Consider the following 18,180-nt stretch of genomic DNA (forward strand, 5'->3'; position numbering starts at 1 on the left):
GGTTTCTGGCTGGCCATTAAGGCCTGTCATCTGGCTGGGCTTTCGCTTAAGACACGGGCAGATGGGTGAATTTGCAGGGGATGGCCTGAAACATGATGGTATTGCTGCCAGTCTATCATTCTGAACCAGAGAGAGCGGGGCCATCCCCCTTGGCCACGATCTGCTATGGAGGGGCCAGTGGTGGGCTGGATGTGCGGAATGGTCGTGTCTACATGACATTGCCCGGGTCTTTGCCGGCGACCTGCGAACAGTGGTGTCCAGCATCCCTATCGGGTGAGACCCGGCACGAACAGGCTGCCAGAGGCCGGCAGGCAGGGCTGGAACAGGGGATCGGCTGGAGTGCAGAAGGTGATCTGCTTTTCGCTGCCTTCTGGGTGGAAGACCAGCCGGAGCTCTGCGAGGCGGTGCAGACCAGTTACGAACGGCTGATCGGCCTGGCGCAGGGCAAGGGTTTTGGCCACATCTATCGGATGTGGAATTATCTGGGGGCCATCAATCAGGACAATGCCCGGGGTGAGGAACGGTATCGGGATTTCTGTAGTGGTCGTTCCCAGGCGTTTGAAGCCATGAGCATCGGTTTGGGTGAGCTGCCTGCGGCAACGGGCATTGGCCTCTCTTCCGGTGGTGTGGCTGTCTTCCTGATCGCCCATCGTCATGTGGGTGGTGTCAATCTGGAGAATCCCAGCCAGCTTCCTGCCTATCATTACCCGCCCCGTTATGGGCGGCGTTCACCGTCCTTTGCCCGTGCCACCGTCATGGAAGGCCCAGATCGGACAGCTCTGTATCTCTCCGGCACGGCGAGCATCCGGGGACATGAATCCGTCGGGACGACGGTGGAGGAGCAGCTCTCTGTCACGATTGAAACAATCAATTCATTGCTTGATGCGGCCCGGAAACGTTTTCCCCGTCTTGAAGCAGGGCGCTTTGAGAGCATGAAGCTCTATGTCCGTCATTCTGAAGATGCAGCGCTCGTGCGGGAGGGTATTTCACGGGCCTTCCAGTGCCCGCTGGAGAAGTCCCCGCTCTTCATTGCCGACATCTGCCGGGCAGAGCTGTTGCTGGAGGTCGAGGGGGTGTTTCTGGGGTGAGGGGGACGGCTGATCCGTATCGGCACAAGGGCTGATGGGGGGTGTCCCCGCCTCATGGGGCACAACTGGGCCGGAGAGCTTGGCCCCTGGCAACGCAATCCGTTCTTTATGGGAGATAGCCCATGAAAGGCCACATTGTTCTCTTCTCATGTGGAAGAAGATGTGGCGTCCCGTACGGGATTCGAACCCGTGTTGCCGCCGTGAAAGGGCGGTGTCCTAGGCCTCTAGACGAACGGGACTAAAGGCGTGAGGCGGTTAATAGGCAGGAACGGGGGTGGCGTCAAGCCCGTGCGGCATCAAAAATGAAAAAAGTAAGATTTTCCCGCTCCTGCCATGTTTCCAGACGCAGCTGCCCGGCTACATGCAGCAGGGGGCGGCTGCGATCTTCCAGAAGATCGGTGAAGTGTTTGTCCCCAGCCCGAAAGACCAGCCCCTTGATCCGGCTGTAGCCATCAGCATCCTGAAGAATGACACGCAGTGTGTTGCCATCCTGCCCGATCCGATCGGCCTTCACGCAGCGGACATCCCGTATGGCCAGCAGGGGTTCCTCATTGCCCGGCCCAAAGGGGGCCAGCAGGGCGATCTGTTGGGCCAGTGTGGGGGTAGCCCCCCTGATGGTGACGACACCATCCAGCAGCAGGTCATCCTGGGGGGGGAGGTGACGGGCCTCATCAAGGGCTTCATCCAGTCGGGCATGGAGGGCGGCGCAGTTTTCTTCTTTTACGGAGAATCCTGCCGCCATGGCGTGTCCTCCCCCCGTCAGGAGCAGGCCGGACTGATGGGCCTGGATGATGGCTGCTCCGATATCCAGACCCGTGACGGAACGGGCAGAGCCTTTCACCACACCATCCTTCAGGGCACCGACCAGAGCAGGACGGTTGAATCGTTCCTTCAGCCGCCCGGCCACGATGCCAACCACACCGGGGTGCCAGTCATCACCATGCAGGAAAATGACCGCATGACCGGCCTCAACCTGTTCCCGGGCCTGCTCGACAGCGGCATCCAGAATGTGGCTTTCCACGGTCTGGCGTTTGCGGTTGATGTCATCCAGTTCTTCAGCAATGGCCTGTGCTTCATGCTCGGACTGGCTGAGGAGCAGCCGCAGGCCCTGGTCAGCCCTGGCAATGCGTCCACCAGCATTGATGCGCGGCCCAAGGGCGAAGCCGCAGCTCATGGCGCTGGCATTGGCCTTGACCCCGGCCACATTGGCCAGGGCGGCCAGCCCGATCCGTTCACGGCGGTTCATGACCTTCAGCCCCTGTGCCACAAGAGCACGGTTGAGGCCCTGCAACGGCATGACATCGCAGATGGTGGCCAGAGCAGTGAGGTCCAGCAGGGCCATGGGGTCTGGGGCGTGATGGGTTTCAAACCATCCCTGCTGGCGCAGGGTGCGCTGGAGGGCCACGACTGTCAGGAAGGCAACGGCCGTGGCGCAGAGATGGCCCAGACCGGACTCGCAGTCCAGCCGGTTCGGATTCACGACCAGTCCTTTGGGCAGGCGCCGTCCATCCGGTTTGTGATGATCCAGAACGATCCGGTCGGCCTGCCCTTCAAAATGGTCCAGAACATCAATGGCCGCTGTGCCGCAGTCCACGCAGACAAGCAGGCTGGCGCCTTGATCCAGCAGGGATTGCAGCGCCGGAATATTGGGGCCATACCCTTCAGCCAGCCGGTCGGGGATGTGGGTGACGACATGGCAGCCCAGAGCCGTGAGTGTGGAGCTGAGCAGCGCCGTACCACAGGCCCCATCCACGTCATAATCGCCCAGAATGCCTATGGTTGCCCGAGCCTGTACGGCAGCTGCCAGCCGCAGGGCTGTGGCATCCATGTCCCGCAGGATGGAGGGGTTGGGTAAGGCATCACGCAGGCGGGGCCGCAGATAGGATTCCACCATTCCAGCCGAAATGCCCCGCCCGGCCAGAATGCGGGCAGCCAGTTCGGAGATGTCCATCTTCTGGGCGAGGGCCAGCGCAAGCCGGTTGTCCGTTTCAGCCAGGACAGGATGCCGCCAGACCCAGCGGCGCAGCCCCGCACTGCGCTGGACATTCAGGACAAGGGCGGGAGTGACCCGGGTATCAGGTTCTGGCTGGGACGTCGTCTGGAGCATAAGGGCGGAGGAGTGGCTCAAACCTTGTGGGGGTCGAAATGGTGGTAAGTCTCCATGTAACGGATTGTACCGCTTTCTGAGCGCATCATGACGGAATGGGTACGGATGTAATTGTCGGAGGGATATTCAATGCCCCGTAGCAGGTCGCCTGCTGTCACGCCCGTAGCGCAGAAGAAGACCGGTCCGGCCGCCATGTCTGTCAGGCTGAGGGCCTGTGTGGGGTCGAGGTCGGGGCGGATCATGCGGCGGGTGCGGGTAATCTGCGCTTCATTCTCGAAGAGCAGACGGCCCTGCATCTGTCCGTTCATGCAGCGTATGGCGGCAGCGGCCAGAACGCCTTCCGGTGCGCCTCCGCTACCGGCGTAGATGTCCACGCCACTGCCAGGCAGGCAGGTGGCAATCACGGCGGCCACGTCACCATCGCTGAGCAGGCGGACACGGGCACCGGCTTCCCGTGCCTTGGCAACGAGCTCCTCATGGCGCTCACGTTCCAGCGCACAGAGGACCAGATCGCTGACATCACATTTTTTTGCCTGCGCAAGGCTGGCAAGATTCTGGCCTATAAAGGCGTCAATATCCACCACGCCTTCTGGCAGGCCGGGACCTACGGCAATTTTCTGCATGTAGATGTCAGGAGCATGGAGGAAGCAGCCTTTTTGTGCCAGAGCCACCACCGTGATGGCATTGGGCAGACTGCGGGCGCAGAGGTTGGTGCCCTCCAGTGGATCCACGGCAATGTCCATTTCCGGTCCGCCACAGCCCACTTTTTCACCGATATACAGCATGGGGGCTTCATCCATTTCCCCCTCGCCAATGGTGACGGTGCCATCGATGGCAACCGTATCAAAGGCTTTCCGCATGGCCTCAACAGCGGCACCATCTGCCGCATTCTTGTCGCCACGACCGGTCCAGCGGGCGGAGGCAATGGCGGCGGCCTCGGTCACACGGGCCAGGTCCAGCCCCAGATTGCGGCCCGTGACCCGATATTCATGGGGAACGTGATGGGGCTGTTTGGCTGTCATGGCAGGTCTTCCACTTTCAGGGCCAGTGGAGTGCCTTTTATCAGGGGCATTTCCTCAAGGAGGGGCAGGATGCGGTTGATCCCGCCCAGCGTGACAGGCCCTGTCAGCAGGATGAGCTGTGCGTCGCCCTTCTGTGATGTGTGATGGTGTCCTTTCTCCACGGCAACATCTTCATTGCCGAGGACGGTGCGGATGTCTTCCAGAGCCGTTTCTGCCTCCACGGAGCCCTTCAGCGTGATGCGGAGATAGAAGCGGCTGACCAGGCCCTCCACCGGTTCGCAGGGAATGGGAGCCTGTTCATCCACCCGGCCCCAGAGAGGCAGGCCATGACCACGGGCCAGGTCGATCACGTCGGCCATGACGGCATCGGCCGTGGGGCCTTCCCCGGCACCCTGCCCGGAGATGGTGATGGGACCGCTGAAGGGGCCTTCTGTCGTCAGGGCGTTATAAACGCCATTGACCTGCGCCAGCCCGGACCGTGCCGGGATGAGGCAGGGCTGCACCCAGGCTTCCACACGGTCTTCCGGCAGGCGTCGGGCCACGCCCAGCATCTTGATGGCATAGCCCAGCTTGCGGGCCTGATGGATGTCATCTGTGGTGATGCGCCGCATCCCGCTGACAGCCAGACTGTCAAAAACGATCGGGCGGAAGGCGATGGCTGTCAGGATGCTCAGCTTGTGGGCGGCGTCCCAGCCATCAATGTCGGCAGAGGGATCGGCCTCGGCATAACCCTTGTCCTGGGCCTCTTGCAGCACATCCTCGAAGGCACGGCCTGTTTCGGCCATTTCGGTGAGGATGAAGTTGCTTGTCCCATTGAGGATACCGCCCAGACGGGTCAGGGCATCAGCCGCCACACCTTCCCGGACTACCTTGATGGCCGGGATGCCACCTGCCACGGCGGCCTCGAACAGGAGAGGAGCTCCATGCTGGTGGCTGAGATGGGCCAGCTCTTCTGCATGGCGGGCGACCAGCGCCTTGTTGGCCGTCACGACGGCCTTGCCTGCCTTCAGGGCTTCTGTCACCAGCGTGTGGGCTGTTCCTTCGGCCCCGCCCATCAGTTCGACAACGACGTCCACATTCGGGTCATTGGCCAGAGCCACGGGGTCGTCATGCCAGTGGAGGCCGGAAAGGTCGATCCCACGGTCCCGCGTACGGTTACGGGCGCTGACGGCCACGACCTCGATGCTGCGGCCGGTGCGGTGGCGCAGCAGGTCTGCATGTTCACGCAGCAGACGGATGACGCCCGTACCCACTGTCCCGAGGCCGGCAATGCCCAGCCGGAGCGGGGATGTGACGGAGGATGAGGCAGTGTTGCGATGTACGGAAGTCATGAGAGGCGGTTTCCTGTCAGGCTGTGGCCCTGCATGGAGGCAGGGCCGGGTGTGGCATTATGGTTTGAGGGCGCTGTGCTGGTTCATGAAGTTTTTGATGGACCGTGTGGCCTGGCGGAGGCGCTGGTTGTTCTCCACCAGCCCGATACGGACAAAGCCATCCCCGTGTTCCCCGAAGCCCAGCCCCGGCGCCACGGCAACCTTGGCTTCCTTCAGAAGGAGCTTGGAAAATTCCACGCTGCCCATGTGGGCGAACTGGGGAGGAATCGGAGCCCAGGCGAACATGGAGCCTTCCGGTGTCGGAACATTCCACCCTGCTGCATGGAGGCCACGGATGAGCACGTCACGCCGGTCCTTGTAGAGCAGACGCATGTTCTCCACATAATCCTGCGGACCGTTTAGTGCGGCGGTGGCTGCAACCTGCACCGGTGTGAACGCTCCATAATCCAGATAGGACTTGATGCGTGTCAGCGCCTGGATGAGGCGGGGATTGCCAGCCGCAAAGCCGATTCGCCACCCCGCCATGGAATAGGTCTTGGACATGGAGGTGAACTCCACGGCAATGTCCTTGGCCCCTTCAATGGAGAGAATGGAGGGCGGGGGCTCATCCCCGAAGTAGAGCTCTGAATAGGCGAGATCGGACAAGACCCAGATGTTTTCTCTCCGGGCGAATTTGACAATCTCCCTGTAGAACTCCTTCGAGGCGAGATAGGCCGTCGGGTTGGAGGGGAAATTGATGATGAGCGCCGTCGGCTTGGGGACAGAGTGGCGCACGGCCCGGTACAGGGCCTCCAGCATGGCATCATCTGGCGAGGCCGGAACGGAGCGGACAGAGGCCCCGGCAATGATGAAGCCGAACTGGTGGATGGGGTAGGACGGGTTGGGGACCAGAATGGTATCGCCGGGGCTCGTGATGGCGGAGGCCAGATTGGCCAGCCCTTCCTTGGAGCCGAGCGTGGCGATGATTTCCGTTTCCGGGTCCAGCTTCACGCCAAAGCGGCGTTCGTAATAGGCGGCCTGCGCTTTTCGGAGGCCGGGAATCCCACGGCTGACGGAGTAGCCATGCACACGGGGATTGCGCAGCGTTTCTGCCAGCTTGTCGATGACATGCTGGGGGGGCGGGCTGTCCGGGTTGCCCATGCCGAGGTCCACAATATCCTCTCCGGCGGCACGCGCGGCGGCCTTGGCCTTGTTGACTTCGGCAAAGACATAAGGCGGCAGGCGGCGGATCTTGTGGAACTCTTCGGTCATGATACTCAATCAGTCAGATGGAAGGGAGCCGGGCTGGCTCCCGGGAAACGGGCATCCCATGTTTCATGAGGCTGGTCAGTCCGGCAAGGGGGGACCAGCAGAAAAGACGGAATTTTTACCTGGTTCGTGCCTCTATGGTCCTGCGGCCTTCAGTGGGCGGGGGCAGTTCCGGCCCTGATGTTCTTTTCGTAAGAGACACGCACGCCATCGCCGATGGCCTCCCCTGTCAGGCGCATGTCGTCATGCGGCACGCCGAGGCTGGCCAGACGCTGGGCAACGGCCCGGGCCCGGAGCAGGGCCAGACCGATTTCATGCGTCTGTTCATCAGGAGAAAGGCCGCTTTGGGCGCTCAGGGTCGTGCCGAAGCCCCGGATGAGCAGGAGATGACGGTGTCGCTGGGCTACGATCTGGTTGAAGGTGTCTGTCTGGTCTCCATCCAGATGGTCGGTATCGGCCTGGAAACGCACCAGAGCCCCGACCGGTGTGGCGGTATCGAAATCCGGTATGACGGGCAGAACCGTGCTGGGGAGTGAAAAGCCGGGGAAAAGCAGAGGCTTTGGCGGCTGGCCGGGGTCCGGCAGGTGGATGGGCAGCGCATGGGTGACGGGCTGGTAGATCAGGCTGGAGCCACTGCCTGCCGGGCCGGTGGACCTGTCCTGACGGATGATGGCCGGATGGCTGGCAGCAGGCCCGTTGCTCTGGCTTTCCAGCGTCATGGAACCGCCATTCTGGGGCTGGGGTGGTGGCGGGTTCATCATGCCGATGGGCAGGGCTCCGCCAGCAGCGGAAATGCGCTGGGAGTAGTTGCGATCCCGCTCCAGACGAGTCGTGATCATCGCCCGGGCATCGGCACTTGGGAATTCCGGCCGGGTGGTGGGGATGAGGGCGATGTTGGGGGCGGGCCTGTCATAACCCGGCGTGGGGGGGCGCAGCCGTCTGATCTCCCCGCCCATGATGTCGTGTGCGATGTCCCGTGTGGTGTCGATGGCATCACGGTGCTGGCAGCCTGCGGTGAAGGCAGGCAGGGCTAGCAGGCAGAGCCCGAACTGGAAGAGGCCGGCACCCCGTGTGAGGGTGGTGGAAATGGAACGGAAAGAACGGGTGAAAAGGCTGGGTGTCATGGTCCGGCGTGCAACAGGGCGGAAGGGGCAGGGCCAAAACAGGAAAGCCCCGGAATGAAAGGGTGGGGAGGCAGGATATGTGTCTCTTCCCTCGGACGCAATTCCTTACTGGGGAAGAAAGGGAGAAAAAGGGTCCTGATTCGATCATGGGAAATAATGAAAAAGCTGCAAGAAAGCGTCGTTTTAAGGCTTGGCAGAGAGGTCAAGCAGGGGCAGGATAGCGGCATGATGACATATGATGAATGCCACACCCATGATGTTGCCCGCCTGCGGGCTTCTGCCTCTTCTGGAGAGGATGTCCGCCATGGCACCGCCACGGTGCGTCCCCGCATGGAGGACGAGCCGGATGGGCCTCCGGAGGACGAGAAAAAGTCCGGCCCGGCCCCGGAGGTGGAGCGCCACCTCTTCGAGCAGCGCAAGGTGCTGATCTTCGGTGGAGTGAATGACCGCATGGCCCGTGACATTACGGGCAGGCTGCTGGCTCTGGCTGGGGAATCGGACAGGCCGATTGATGTTTACGTCAATTCTCCCGGCGGCCACGTGGAGAGCGGCGATACCATCCATGACATGATCCGCTTTGTGGATTCTGTTGCTCCGGTCAACATCATCGGTACGGGCTGGGTGGCGTCTGCCGGTGCGCTGATTTTTGCGGCGGGGCGTCCGGAGCGGCGTCTGTGTCTTCCCAATACCCGGTTCCTGCTGCACCAGCCGATGGGCGGCGTGCGGGGCCCGGCGACCGATATTGATATCGAGGCCCGCGAGATCATCAAGATGCGTGAACGTCTGAACAGGCTTTTCGCGCGTGAAACGGGACAGCCCTACGAGAAAGTGGCCCGTGATACGGACCGCAATTACTGGATGTCGGCGAAGGAGGCGGTTGAGTACGGGCTTGTTGGCCGCATCATTTCTTCGGCAGCCGATCTCGAACAGGCCTGAGTCCCAGCAAGGAAAGGAGCCTTATCGTGAGCGATGCATATAAAGCGGACGGGAAGAGCTCTCTGGCGGATATTTATTCCCATCTGCCGGACAGCCCATCCGAAAAAACGCTGGAGCAGGTGGACTACGATGCCCGCCACTGGAGCAGCCCGGTCAAAGGGCCGCTGAAGCCGGGTACCCCGGAGCACAAGAAGGCCATGGCCGACATGTTCCGGGAGACGTTCAACCCCTACAAGCCGTCAGTCATCCCCTGGCCGAAGCTGGACCCGGAGACGCTGCACCGCATCACCTCCCTGCCGATCTGGGATATCGCCGTGCAGACCGAAGGCAAGGCCCGCCTACGCATGGCTGCCTATGCCGACATGCTGGACGACCCGGATGTGAAGGACGCCATTGCCCGTAATGCATGGGAAGAGAACCGCCACAAGGAGGTTCTGGCCCGCATGGTGGAGCATTACGGTATTCCGCTTGCCCCGGAAGACCCCTACATCGAGCCGCGGGATACGGAATGGGCCTATCTGGTGACGGGTTTCTCCGAGTGCTGGGACAGCTTCTTCGCCTTCGGTCTGTTTTCTCTGGCCGAGAAGGCCGGCCTGTTCCCGATGGAGCTGATCGAGACATTCGAGCCTGTCATGCAGGAGGAGTGTCGCCACATCCTGCTGTTTGCCAACTGGCTGGCTTACCATCGTGCCGTCATGCCGCTCTGGCGCCGTCCGTGGTTCGAGATGCGGGTGATCGGTGTGCTGTTCTTCCTGCTTTATGAGCGTCTGAGCCTCGTCCGCAGCTTTGATGATGATGGCGTGGAGCATACGCAGGACAACAATTTCACCGTGACCGGTGCCCAGAGCATGACGGACAAGAAGGTGGATTTTGTTGAGCTGATGGAGCTGTGCCTCAAGGAGAACGAGCGCCGCTTTGCAGGGTATGACCCTCGCCTGCTGCGCCCGCAGATGGCACCGTTTGCGGCCCGCATGGCCCTGTGCGGTGTCAAGCTGTGGCGTCGCCTGCGTGGTCAGAAGGATGGTGATGCCCATCAGGCTGCCTGAGGGGTAGTGCCAGTTCTTGGGACTGGATGGAAAAAAAGCCCTGCTCCAATATGCTGGAGCGGGGCTTTTTGCATGAGGCGTTCTTTTGTCCCCCGCTGCTGGGGGACAAAAGGACCTTCCGTCAGCTTTTGCGGCGGTTGCCGGTGCTGGTGCTGTCCAGCGGCAGCTCATTGGATGAATCCGTATCATCCTCTGCCGACTCACCAACCATCATGTCTTCAGCGATGATGCCAGCATCCTGCCGGACCCGTTTTTCAATTTCCGCAGCCATTTCAGGATGCTCACGCAGATACTGCTTTGCATTTTCCCGGCCCTGGCCGATGCGGGTGCTGTCGTAAGAGAACCAGGCGCCAGATTTCTCCACCACATTGGCCTTTACGCCAAGGTCCAGCAGCTCGCCCATTTTGCTGACGCCCTCGCCATACATGATGTCGAATTCCACCTGCCGGAAAGGGGGGGCCATCTTGTTCTTGACGACCTTCACCCGTGTCTGGTTGCCCACGACCTCGTCCTTGTCCTTCACGGAGCCGATGCGGCGGATGTCCAGGCGGATGGAGGAATAGAATTTCAGGGCGTTGCCGCCTGTCGTGGTTTCCGGATTGCCGAACATCACGCCAATCTTCATGCGGATCTGGTTCAGGAAGATGATGGTGGTGTTGGAGCGGGAAACGGAGCCTGTCAGCTTGCGCAGGGCCTGGCTCATCAGGCGGGCATGGAGGCCGACATGGCTGTCCCCCATTTCCCCTTCCAGCTCGGCCTTGGGCACGAGGGCAGCGACAGAGTCCACGACCAGAATGTCGATGGCCCCGGAGCGGACGAGCGTATCAGCAATTTCCAGAGCCTGTTCCCCGGCATCTGGCTGGCTGAGCAGCAGATTGTCGATGTCCACCCCCAGCTTGCGGGCATAAATGGGGTCCAGCGCATGTTCAGCATCAATGAAGGCAGCCGTACCGCCCTTTTTTTGCGCCTCAGCCACGGCGTGGAGAGCCAGCGTGGTCTTGCCGGAGCTCTCCGGGCCATAAATCTCGATGATGCGGCCCCGTGGCAGCCCACCGATGCCCAGCCCGATATCCAGTCCCAGCGACCCGGTGGAAATGACATCCACCTGCTCCTTGGGCCGCTGGCCCAGCCGCATGATGGACCCCTTGCCGAAGGAGCGTTCGATCTGGCTGAGAGCGCCATCCAGCGCTTTGCTTCTTTCTGCGTTCTTGTCTGCTGACATGAAGACCTCGTGACTGACAGGCCCCGGATGATGGGGCAGGGAGTGGTGGCGGGGCATGTGCCTGCCCCATCAGATGGCGTTCAGAAGGGCTCTGGACAAGCCCTTGGGGCGTATCTGTCCAGAGTGGTGTTCCCTGCTGGTTCAGTGGGTGATGGTATGGGCGGTCAGACCGTTCCCGTTGGGGGCGGCCTGTCCGACACAGTCATCACCGGAGCAGACGATGCTGTTGAGCTGCCCTGTCCCTGTAGAGGGAGCAATGGCCTGCCCCTGTGCGAGCTGCCGCAGCGCATCAGCAACGCTCTGGGCGGCGTCGTTCTGCCCCGAGGCTGCAAGGACGGCCTGCATCCGTTTGTGGGGGGCTTCCAGTATGGCAGCGCTGAGGAGCGGGCGGGGGTAGTCATGCGGGGCTCCAGCGAGGACAACCCCCGTACTGCCGGCCAGACGCCCCGTGCCAAACAGGTTGTTGTCTGTCAGCACGCAGCCAACGCTCAGGCCATGGCCATCCCGTACGACAAAGGAGGTGGAGGCCGGCAGAGGGGGCAGGCCGGTGGCATCGCTCTGGCCAGAGGCCATGAATATCTGGCCTTCCTGGAGGCTTGTCCGGCCGGAACGGCGCCATGCGCTGATGACATTTTCAGCCCGCAGGTTCTGGCGGAAGGCTGCAGCACTGCCCAGTCCACCATCAGCTGGTGGCGCAAGGAAGCTGAGGCGATACGGCCCGCTGGTAAAATGCAGGGCAGATGTCTGTCCGGGCAGGGAGCGGCGCAGGTCGTCGCGTGTCAGGCCCGCACCAGCCTTGTTGGCCTGTGTGACAAAAACATCGGACAGGGCACCGGTATAGAGGTCTCCCACCCCAACCAGTTTCAGGCGGGAGAGGAATGACGTCAGGCGGGGCTGGGTCAGTTGGTCCCCTTCCCGGATGGCCACACCGGAATCCCCCCGGCTGAAGAGGGCCTTCATTCCTTCGTTGGAAAGGAGAGGCCCCTGCACGGCGGCGATGTCACTGGCCAGCTGGCGGCTGACCGTGATGCCCTGCTGGCCAAGTGTTATGGCCGGGTCGATCGTATCACCCAGCTGGACTGACCCGTACCGGAGATTCAGCAGGAACAGTCCACGGGCCATCATGGGTACGGCAGCGGGGCGGTCTCCGCCCGTGCCGGTGCCGTCAACAGGCAGGAAGGAAATGCTCTCGGCGGGCTGGCCCGGGCGGGCAACCAGGCAGGCCCCGCCACCTCCCAGAGAGGCACGGGAGGGGAGTGTGACGGACAGAGCGAAGGCCGTTGCCGTGGCAGCATCGGCGGCATTGCCCCCACGGGCGAGGACATCACGGCCGACCAGTGCTGCCTGCGGTTCATCAGCTACCACAATGCCTGTGTTGGCTCTGGCGGATGGGGCTGTATGGCCGAAGAGATGATGCTTGAGGCTCCTGCCACCAGAACAGGCGACAAGGCTGCTGCCCAGAAGGCTCAGGCAGGCCAGCAGACCAAGCCCGCGCGCCCACCGGGGAGTGGGACGGTCAGACAGGCAGGGGGGATGAGGGGTCCGGCTGTCAGGCTTTACCACGGTGGCGGCTCTCCAGTGTTGCGGGTCACGATCAGGGCTGTTTGCAGGGACTGTCTGCCATCATGGCGGTCCCGGATTGAGGTATGATAGCGTTAAACTGCCGGGATTGGGAGGGCAACCCCGCAGGGGGTGGTTTTAACGGGTCTTACATGCTTCGGCTGTAGGCTGGGGAGCAGCATCATCGTTCCTCATGAAGGGATGGGGCTTCAAAAACAGACCGGTTTGCTGTTTAACAGGGCTGGTCATCGGGGCGGTTCTACCTGCATGGTCAGGTGGAGGGGCCCCTCTCTTTCTCAAGCGCCCATGAAATGCTGCATAACCCCATGGAGGGCACGACCATGAAACAGCGTGTGAAGTCATTTTCCCTGGCCCTGCTGGCTGGCCTCCCTCTCATGGGGCTGTCCCTTGCGGGGACGTCCCATGCGGCGGATGAAGCGGTTTTTACCGCAAAGCAGCGGGCGGCGATCGTGCAGATTGTCCGTGAGGCCCTGAAGAATGATCCGAGCATCCTGTCCGATGCCATCCGGTCCATCCAGCAGCAGGCCAGTTCCCAGCAGGAAGCCCACGTGAAGGCGGCCGTGCGGGCCAACTGGCAGGCTCTTTCCACGGCGCCATCCTACGCCGTACGCGGCAACCCGCAGGGGCAGGTCACGGTCGTGGAATTTCTGGACCCGCGCTGCACCTACTGCCGCCACATGGCCCCGGTGGTGGACCAGTTCCTTGCCAGACACCCGGATGTCCGGCTGGTGGAGAAGGTCATTCCCGTTCTGGGTGATGCCAGCCTGCTGGATGCACAGGCCATCTATGCGGCAGCCTTCCAGGGGCAGTATGACGCCATGCGCCGCCGCCTGATGGAGGAGACGGCCAAACCCGGCATGGAGCATCTCCGTGATGTGGCAAAGAGCCTGAAGCTGGACGTGGCCCGCTTCGAGAAGGACATGAAGGGGCAGGCCGTCATGGGGCTGCTGACAGCCAACCTTGGTCAGGCCCAGAGTGTGGGCGTGCAGGGGACGCCGACCTTCCTGTTCGGTCAGGCTGCCGTGGCACCCGGTGCGCTGGGCATGGAGCAGATGGAGCAGTTTCTCGAGGCAGCCCGCAAGGGGTGATCCTCCCCCTGCTGGTGAAAGGCTGAGATGATGACCCTTGCGGAGCAGATGGCCGCCTGGCTGGCAGCACGTCCTTCCCCTTCATGGAGGCAGCCCCTGCTGATGGGGATCGTCAATGTCACGCCGGATTCCTTCTCGGATGGCGGGCAGTTCTTTACGCCGGAGGCCGCCCTGAAGCAGGCCCATGCCCTTCTGGCCGAGGGGGCGGACCTGCTGGATGTCGGTGCGGAATCCACGAGGCCGGGTTTCACGCCCGTGGATGCGGAAGAGGAATGGCGGCGTCTGGAACCGGTCCTGACGCCTCTGGCCCGGGAGGGGGCGGTCCTGTCCGTCGATACCACGAAGGCCTCCGTGGCCCGGAAGGCCCTGGTGGCTGGCGTGCAGATGGTCAATGACGTGTGGGGGTTGCAGGCCGACCCGGACATGGCTTCCGTCGTGGCCTCCGCCGGTGCCGTGGTGGCCATCATGCACAATCGTGAGGTGGTTGATGCCAGCGTTGATCTCTGGGATGACTGGCGGCGTTTCTTTGACAGGTCCCTGAAGCTGGCCGACCGGGCAGGCATCGCCCGTGAGACCATCCTTCTGGACCCCGGCGTCGGGTTCGGCAAGACGGTGATGCAGAATCTCTGGGCCGTGCAGAACATGCGGCGGCTGGAGGCCTATTACGGCCTGCCCGTGCTGCTGGGCGTGTCCCGCAAATCCATGTTCGGCAGGCTGCTGGGGCGGGAAGTGCATGACCGTTTGCCAGCGACGCTGGCGGTCAATCTTTACGGGGCGACGCAGGGGGCCTGCATGGTGCGGGTGCATGACGTGCAGGCACACAGGGACGTGCTGGACATGACCGCCCTGCTGGCCGTGAATGGAATGGTGAAGGGAGATGTCGAGTGATCATTCCGTCCCTGACCCATGTGCGGGTGCATGATCTCTGCCTGTTCGGGCATCATGGCGTACATGAGGAAGAAACCCGTCTCGGTCAGCGTTTCTATGTGTCGTTGGAGGTTCGGGCTGACCTGTCGGCAGCGATTGCGGGGGATGATTATACACAGGCCGTCTGTTACGGGCAGCTCTGCCAGAGTGCCGAGCGGGTCTTTCAGGCTGGTCCCTGCAAGCTGATCGAAACTCTGGCCGGGCGGATAGGCACTGCCGTGCTGGCGGACTGCCCCGCCGTGCAGGATGTGTCCGTTACGGTGCGCAAGCCTTCAGCCCCTGTGCCCCATGCGGTGGAGGATGTATCCGTCACGGTGACGCAGCAGCGGGAATACCGGGTCGGTTTTTCGCTCGGGGCCAATCTGGGCGAGCGGGAGGCCGTGCTGCGGGCTGCCGTGGAGGCTCTGGGCCATCAGTCGGGGCTGGAGATAGAGGCGGTTTCCTCTTTTTACGACAGTGCTCCGTGGGGTGTGGAAGATCAGCCTCCCTTCGTGAACATCGCCGCCCTGGGGCGGACGGTCCTGCCCCCGCAGGCCGTTCTGGGGCTGTGCAAGGAGATCGAGCGGTCGCTGGGCCGTGTGCCCGGGCGACGCTGGGGCGAGCGGTCGGTGGATGTGGACCTGCTTTTTCATGGGGACGGCACCGTGTGCCACCCTCTTCTGACGCTCCCCCATCGTCATCTTTTTGACCGTGCCTTCGTGCTGGAACCCCTTGCCGAGCTGGAGCCGGAGCTTGAGATCGCTGGACGTTCCGTGAAGGAAGCGTTAGCAGGGTTGGATCGTATAGCTGGGGATGTCACACGGCGCAGGCCGGGGCAGGGTGGATGAACTTTGGGGGATGCTGAATGTCAGCCAATGAGACAGGGATTCCGGGGAAACAGGCCCCGACACCGGAGGGTGCCGCCGGAGCGATCACCCGGCCGGAGGACGCCATCAGCCGCATTGCCGGAGGCGTGCGGGAGCTTCTGCTGGCCATAGGGGAAGACCCCTCCCGTGAAGGGTTGCGGGATACGCCGGACCGTGTGGCCAAGATGTATCTGGAGATTTTCTCCGGCCTGTATGAGGACCCGCGGGGCCACCTGAAAAAGCAGTTCAGTGCCGACCAGCATGGCGGCATGGTGCTGGTGAAGGACATACGCTTCCAGTCCACCTGCGAGCATCATCTCCTGCCGGTTCTGGGGCGTGCCCATGTGGCCTATCTGCCGGAAGGTGGCCGCCTGACGGGGCTGAGCAAGCTGGCCCGTGTCGTGGAAGGCTATGCCCGCCGCCCGCAGCTTCAGGAACGTTTGACAGACCAGATCGTGCAGGCGATGGTGGAGGTGCTGGAGCCGAAAGCCGTTCTGGTCGTGGTGGAGGCCGAGCACATGTGCATGAGCCTGCGGGGCGTCCGCAGCCCCGGTGCCACGACCGTGACGACAGGTTCTTACGGTCTCTGGGCCGATGATGCTCAGGCCCGGCAGGAAGTCATGGCCCTGATGCGGGACTGAGATCGCTTTGCGGGGCGGTGTCAGTCCCGTGTGGTATCGTCGGCCCGGTGCCACCAGCATCGGTCTGCCGGGCGGTCCACCAGCGGGAGATAGAGGGACGGGTCGCCATGCAGGCGCACCGTGTTGGTGGGCGTCTCCTTGATCTCGAGCGAGGCGGGGGACAGCAGCCCGCCTTGGGCGGTCAGGAACGCCTGAAGTTTGCTCATCAGCAGGGCGGCGAGCAGTTCCGTCGTCGGGTCGCCGGGCGTGACGACAAGGCGGTCCAGCCGCTGGGGTTCATGCTCGGCAAACCAGCCCAGAAGCGGGTCGGACTCGGAAAGCTGGAAACTGTGGTCCATCCGTTCGTCGATGAAGCGGTGCCAACGACCCTTGGCCTCGGCAAAGGGCAGCAGCATGTTGCTGTGCCCATCCAGCCGCCGGTCCTGCGGAGCGTTGGGGCCGGGCACCAGCGTGACGGTGACATATTCATTATGCCCGTGCGGGATGGCACAACGCTCGCTGCTGCCTGAGATGAGCCGGTGCCCCATGCAGAAACGCCGTGTGAAAACCAGTTCTGTCCGGGTGATGTCGCTCATGCCCCCTCCTGATACTGCCGCCACCCTTCGGCACGTAGGGCGCAGGCGGGGCAGTCTCCGCAGCCGAATCCCCATGCATGCTCATGGGTACGGTCTCCCTTATAGCAGGAATGGCTCTCATGGCGGATGGTTTCTGTCAGGTCAGCTCCGCCCAGATCGTGGCAGAGCTGCCATGTCTGTGCCTTGTTGATCCACATGAGCGGCGTGTGGAGGACGAAACGCTGCTCCATGCCCAGATTGAGGGCAACCTGAAGGGCCTTGATGGTGTCATCCCGGCAGTCGGGATAGCCGGAATAGTCCGTCTCGCACACACCGGTGATGATGTGGCGGATGCTGCGGCGGAAGGCGAGGGCAGCGGCGAAGGTCAGGAAGATCAGGTTCCGGCCCGGCACGAAGGTGTTGGGCAGCCCGTTCTCCCCCATGCTGATCTCGGCATCCCGTGTCAGGGCGGTATCAGAGAGGGCGCCGAGGCTGGCCAGGTCGATCGTGTGATCCTCTCCCAGCTTTTTTGCCCATGCGGGATTCTGGGCACTGATGCTCTGCCGCAGGGTGGTGCGGCACTCCAGCTCCACGGCGTGACGCTGCCCGTAGGCGAAGCCGACCGTCTCCACATGGTCGAAATGATGCAGGGCCCAGGCCAGACAGGTGGCGGAATCCTGCCCACCGGAGAAGAGGACGAGCGCACGGCGGTTCCGGGCGGCCTGATGGCTGGCGGAGGGGGAGGCGGGTGTCGTCATCAGGGGATTCCGATCAGTTTGTGGGTTTGCAGGCTCAGCCGCCATTGCGGGTGGGTCTGGCAGTAGCGCACGGCCTTTTCCGTATTGGCAGGGCGGTCCGGTCCATCCATGGGTTGTAGCCAGAAATGCTGGAAGTCGCACGCCGCAAACTGTTCCGGCGTCAGGGTGTCCTGTGGATAGACGAGCTTCAGCTCATGGCCATGTGTCTGTTTCAGCGGCTGGCCGGGTTTGGGGCTGACGCAGACCCAGTCGATTCCTTCAGGAGCGGGAAGACTGCCATTGGTTTCCACGGCGATGGTGAAACCACGGGCCCTTGTGGCGGCGATCAGGGCTGCATCAAGCTGGAGCAGGGGTTCCCCACCGGTGAAGACGACATAACGCCGGGTCACGTCCGCGGTGTGGGCCTGCCAGCAGTCATCCAGCGCAGCGGCCAGAGCTTCAGCCGTGGCAAAGCGGCCTCCGCCGGGGCCGTCCGTCCCGATGAAGTTCGTGTCGCAGAAGGTGCACTGGGCCTTGTGGCGGTCCTCTTCCCGGCCGGACCAGAGATTGCAGCCGGTGAACCGGCAGAATATGGCCGCACGCCCGGAATGGGCACCCTCACCCTGCAATGTGGCGAATAGTTCCTTGACGATATAAGGCATGGGCAGAGATGTCGGGCAGCT

17 protein-coding genes and 1 tRNA gene are annotated in these 18,180 nt (G+C 62.6%); 7 read left to right on the top strand and 11 right to left on the bottom strand.

Features of this window, described 5'->3' with window-relative positions; all coding sequences use genetic code 11:
* Window positions 1-92: 92 nt before the first annotated feature.
* Complete coding sequence (locus tag DTQ13_RS05220; RefSeq protein ID WP_248460267.1) at window positions 93-1,088, top strand: hypothetical protein; 996 nt, start codon at window positions 93-95, stop codon at window positions 1,086-1,088.
* A 163-nt stretch (window positions 1,089-1,251) separates the two neighbouring features.
* On the opposite strand, the gene DTQ13_RS05225 is transcribed toward DTQ13_RS05220, so the two are convergent.
* The 6 genes from DTQ13_RS05225 to DTQ13_RS05250 form a co-directional block, all read right to left on the bottom strand.
* Window positions 1,252-1,327, bottom strand: a tRNA-Glu gene (locus DTQ13_RS05225).
* A gap of 41 nt (window positions 1,328-1,368) precedes the next feature.
* Window positions 1,369-3,195, bottom strand: a complete 1,827-nt coding sequence (gene recJ, locus DTQ13_RS05230) for a single-stranded-DNA-specific exonuclease RecJ (protein ID WP_248460268.1) — start codon at window positions 3,193-3,195, stop codon at window positions 1,369-1,371.
* A gap of 17 nt (window positions 3,196-3,212) precedes the next feature.
* Window positions 3,213-4,217 carry a class II fructose-bisphosphatase gene (gene glpX / locus DTQ13_RS05235; protein ID WP_248460269.1) on the bottom strand — a complete coding sequence of 335 codons (1,005 nt, stop codon included), beginning with the start codon at window positions 4,215-4,217 and terminating at the stop codon, window positions 3,213-3,215.
* The gene (locus DTQ13_RS05240; RefSeq protein ID WP_103765737.1) at window positions 4,214-5,548 is read right to left on the bottom strand and encodes a homoserine dehydrogenase; all 1,335 of its coding nucleotides are present in this window, start codon (window positions 5,546-5,548) and stop codon (window positions 4,214-4,216) included. Before DTQ13_RS05240 ends, glpX begins: the two co-directional genes overlap by 4 nt.
* Window positions 5,549-5,605: 57 nt before the next feature.
* Entirely contained in the window at window positions 5,606-6,799 is a 1,194-nt protein-coding gene (locus tag DTQ13_RS05245; protein ID WP_043561808.1) for an LL-diaminopimelate aminotransferase, read from the bottom strand.
* Between the two features lie 149 nt (window positions 6,800-6,948).
* Window positions 6,949-7,920, bottom strand: coding sequence for a hypothetical protein (locus DTQ13_RS05250; protein ID WP_081562521.1), 972 nt, complete (start codon window positions 7,918-7,920; stop codon window positions 6,949-6,951).
* A gap of 330 nt (window positions 7,921-8,250) precedes the next feature.
* Between DTQ13_RS05250 and DTQ13_RS05255 the strand changes: the two genes are divergently transcribed.
* Window positions 8,251-8,856 carry an ATP-dependent Clp protease proteolytic subunit gene (locus tag DTQ13_RS05255; RefSeq protein ID WP_181005240.1) on the top strand — a complete coding sequence of 202 codons (606 nt, stop codon included), beginning with the start codon at window positions 8,251-8,253 and terminating at the stop codon, window positions 8,854-8,856.
* A gap of 26 nt (window positions 8,857-8,882) precedes the next feature.
* Complete coding sequence (locus tag DTQ13_RS05260; RefSeq protein ID WP_248460270.1) at window positions 8,883-9,902, top strand: ferritin-like domain-containing protein; 1,020 nt, start codon at window positions 8,883-8,885, stop codon at window positions 9,900-9,902.
* A gap of 121 nt (window positions 9,903-10,023) precedes the next feature.
* Here the strand turns inward: DTQ13_RS05260 and recA are convergent, their stop codons facing one another.
* The gene (gene recA, locus DTQ13_RS05265) at window positions 10,024-11,124 is read right to left on the bottom strand and encodes a recombinase RecA (protein WP_052349241.1); all 1,101 of its coding nucleotides are present in this window, start codon (window positions 11,122-11,124) and stop codon (window positions 10,024-10,026) included.
* A 141-nt stretch (window positions 11,125-11,265) separates the two neighbouring features.
* On the bottom strand, window positions 11,266-12,687 hold the full coding sequence (locus DTQ13_RS05270; RefSeq protein ID WP_248460271.1) for a gamma-glutamyltransferase: 1,422 nt from the start codon (window positions 12,685-12,687) through the stop codon (window positions 11,266-11,268).
* A gap of 338 nt (window positions 12,688-13,025) precedes the next feature.
* Here DTQ13_RS05270 and DTQ13_RS05275 point away from each other — a divergent pair, with 338 nt between their 5' ends.
* Genes DTQ13_RS05275 through folE form a run of 4 tightly spaced genes read left to right on the top strand, consistent with a single transcriptional unit; the run spans window position 13,026 to window position 16,206 of the window.
* On the top strand, window positions 13,026-13,793 hold the full coding sequence (locus DTQ13_RS05275) for a DsbA family protein (protein ID WP_052349239.1): 768 nt from the start codon (window positions 13,026-13,028) through the stop codon (window positions 13,791-13,793).
* Window positions 13,794-13,820: 27 nt separating this feature from the next.
* Window positions 13,821-14,681 carry a dihydropteroate synthase gene (folP, locus tag DTQ13_RS05280; protein ID WP_232086384.1) on the top strand — a complete coding sequence of 287 codons (861 nt, stop codon included), beginning with the start codon at window positions 13,821-13,823 and terminating at the stop codon, window positions 14,679-14,681.
* A complete protein-coding gene (gene folK, locus DTQ13_RS05285) occupies window positions 14,678-15,547 on the top strand; it encodes a 2-amino-4-hydroxy-6-hydroxymethyldihydropteridine diphosphokinase (protein WP_248460272.1) in 870 nt (289 codons plus the stop codon). Before folP ends, folK begins: the two co-directional genes overlap by 4 nt.
* Window positions 15,548-15,564: 17 nt before the next feature.
* Window positions 15,565-16,206, top strand: coding sequence for a GTP cyclohydrolase I FolE (gene folE, locus DTQ13_RS05290; protein WP_248460273.1), 642 nt, complete (start codon window positions 15,565-15,567; stop codon window positions 16,204-16,206).
* 20 nt (window positions 16,207-16,226) lie between these two features.
* Here the strand turns inward: folE and DTQ13_RS05295 are convergent, their stop codons facing one another.
* Genes DTQ13_RS05295 through queE form a run of 3 tightly spaced genes read right to left on the bottom strand, consistent with a single transcriptional unit; the run spans window position 16,227 to window position 18,159 of the window.
* Complete coding sequence (locus DTQ13_RS05295) at window positions 16,227-16,781, bottom strand: 6-carboxytetrahydropterin synthase (RefSeq protein ID WP_081562517.1); 555 nt, start codon at window positions 16,779-16,781, stop codon at window positions 16,227-16,229.
* On the bottom strand, window positions 16,778-17,518 hold the full coding sequence (gene queC / locus DTQ13_RS05300; protein WP_248460274.1) for a 7-cyano-7-deazaguanine synthase QueC: 741 nt from the start codon (window positions 17,516-17,518) through the stop codon (window positions 16,778-16,780). The genes DTQ13_RS05295 and queC overlap by 4 nt, the downstream gene beginning before the upstream one ends.
* Window positions 17,518-18,159, bottom strand: coding sequence for a 7-carboxy-7-deazaguanine synthase (gene queE / locus DTQ13_RS05305; RefSeq protein ID WP_248461228.1), 642 nt, complete (start codon window positions 18,157-18,159; stop codon window positions 17,518-17,520). Before queE ends, queC begins: the two co-directional genes overlap by 1 nt.
* Window positions 18,160-18,180: the final 21 nt, after the last annotated feature.

The sequence above is a fragment of the Parasaccharibacter sp. TMW 2.1888 genome, assembly GCF_023167265.1.
Lineage (GTDB): Bacteria > Pseudomonadota > Alphaproteobacteria > Acetobacterales > Acetobacteraceae > Bombella > Bombella apis.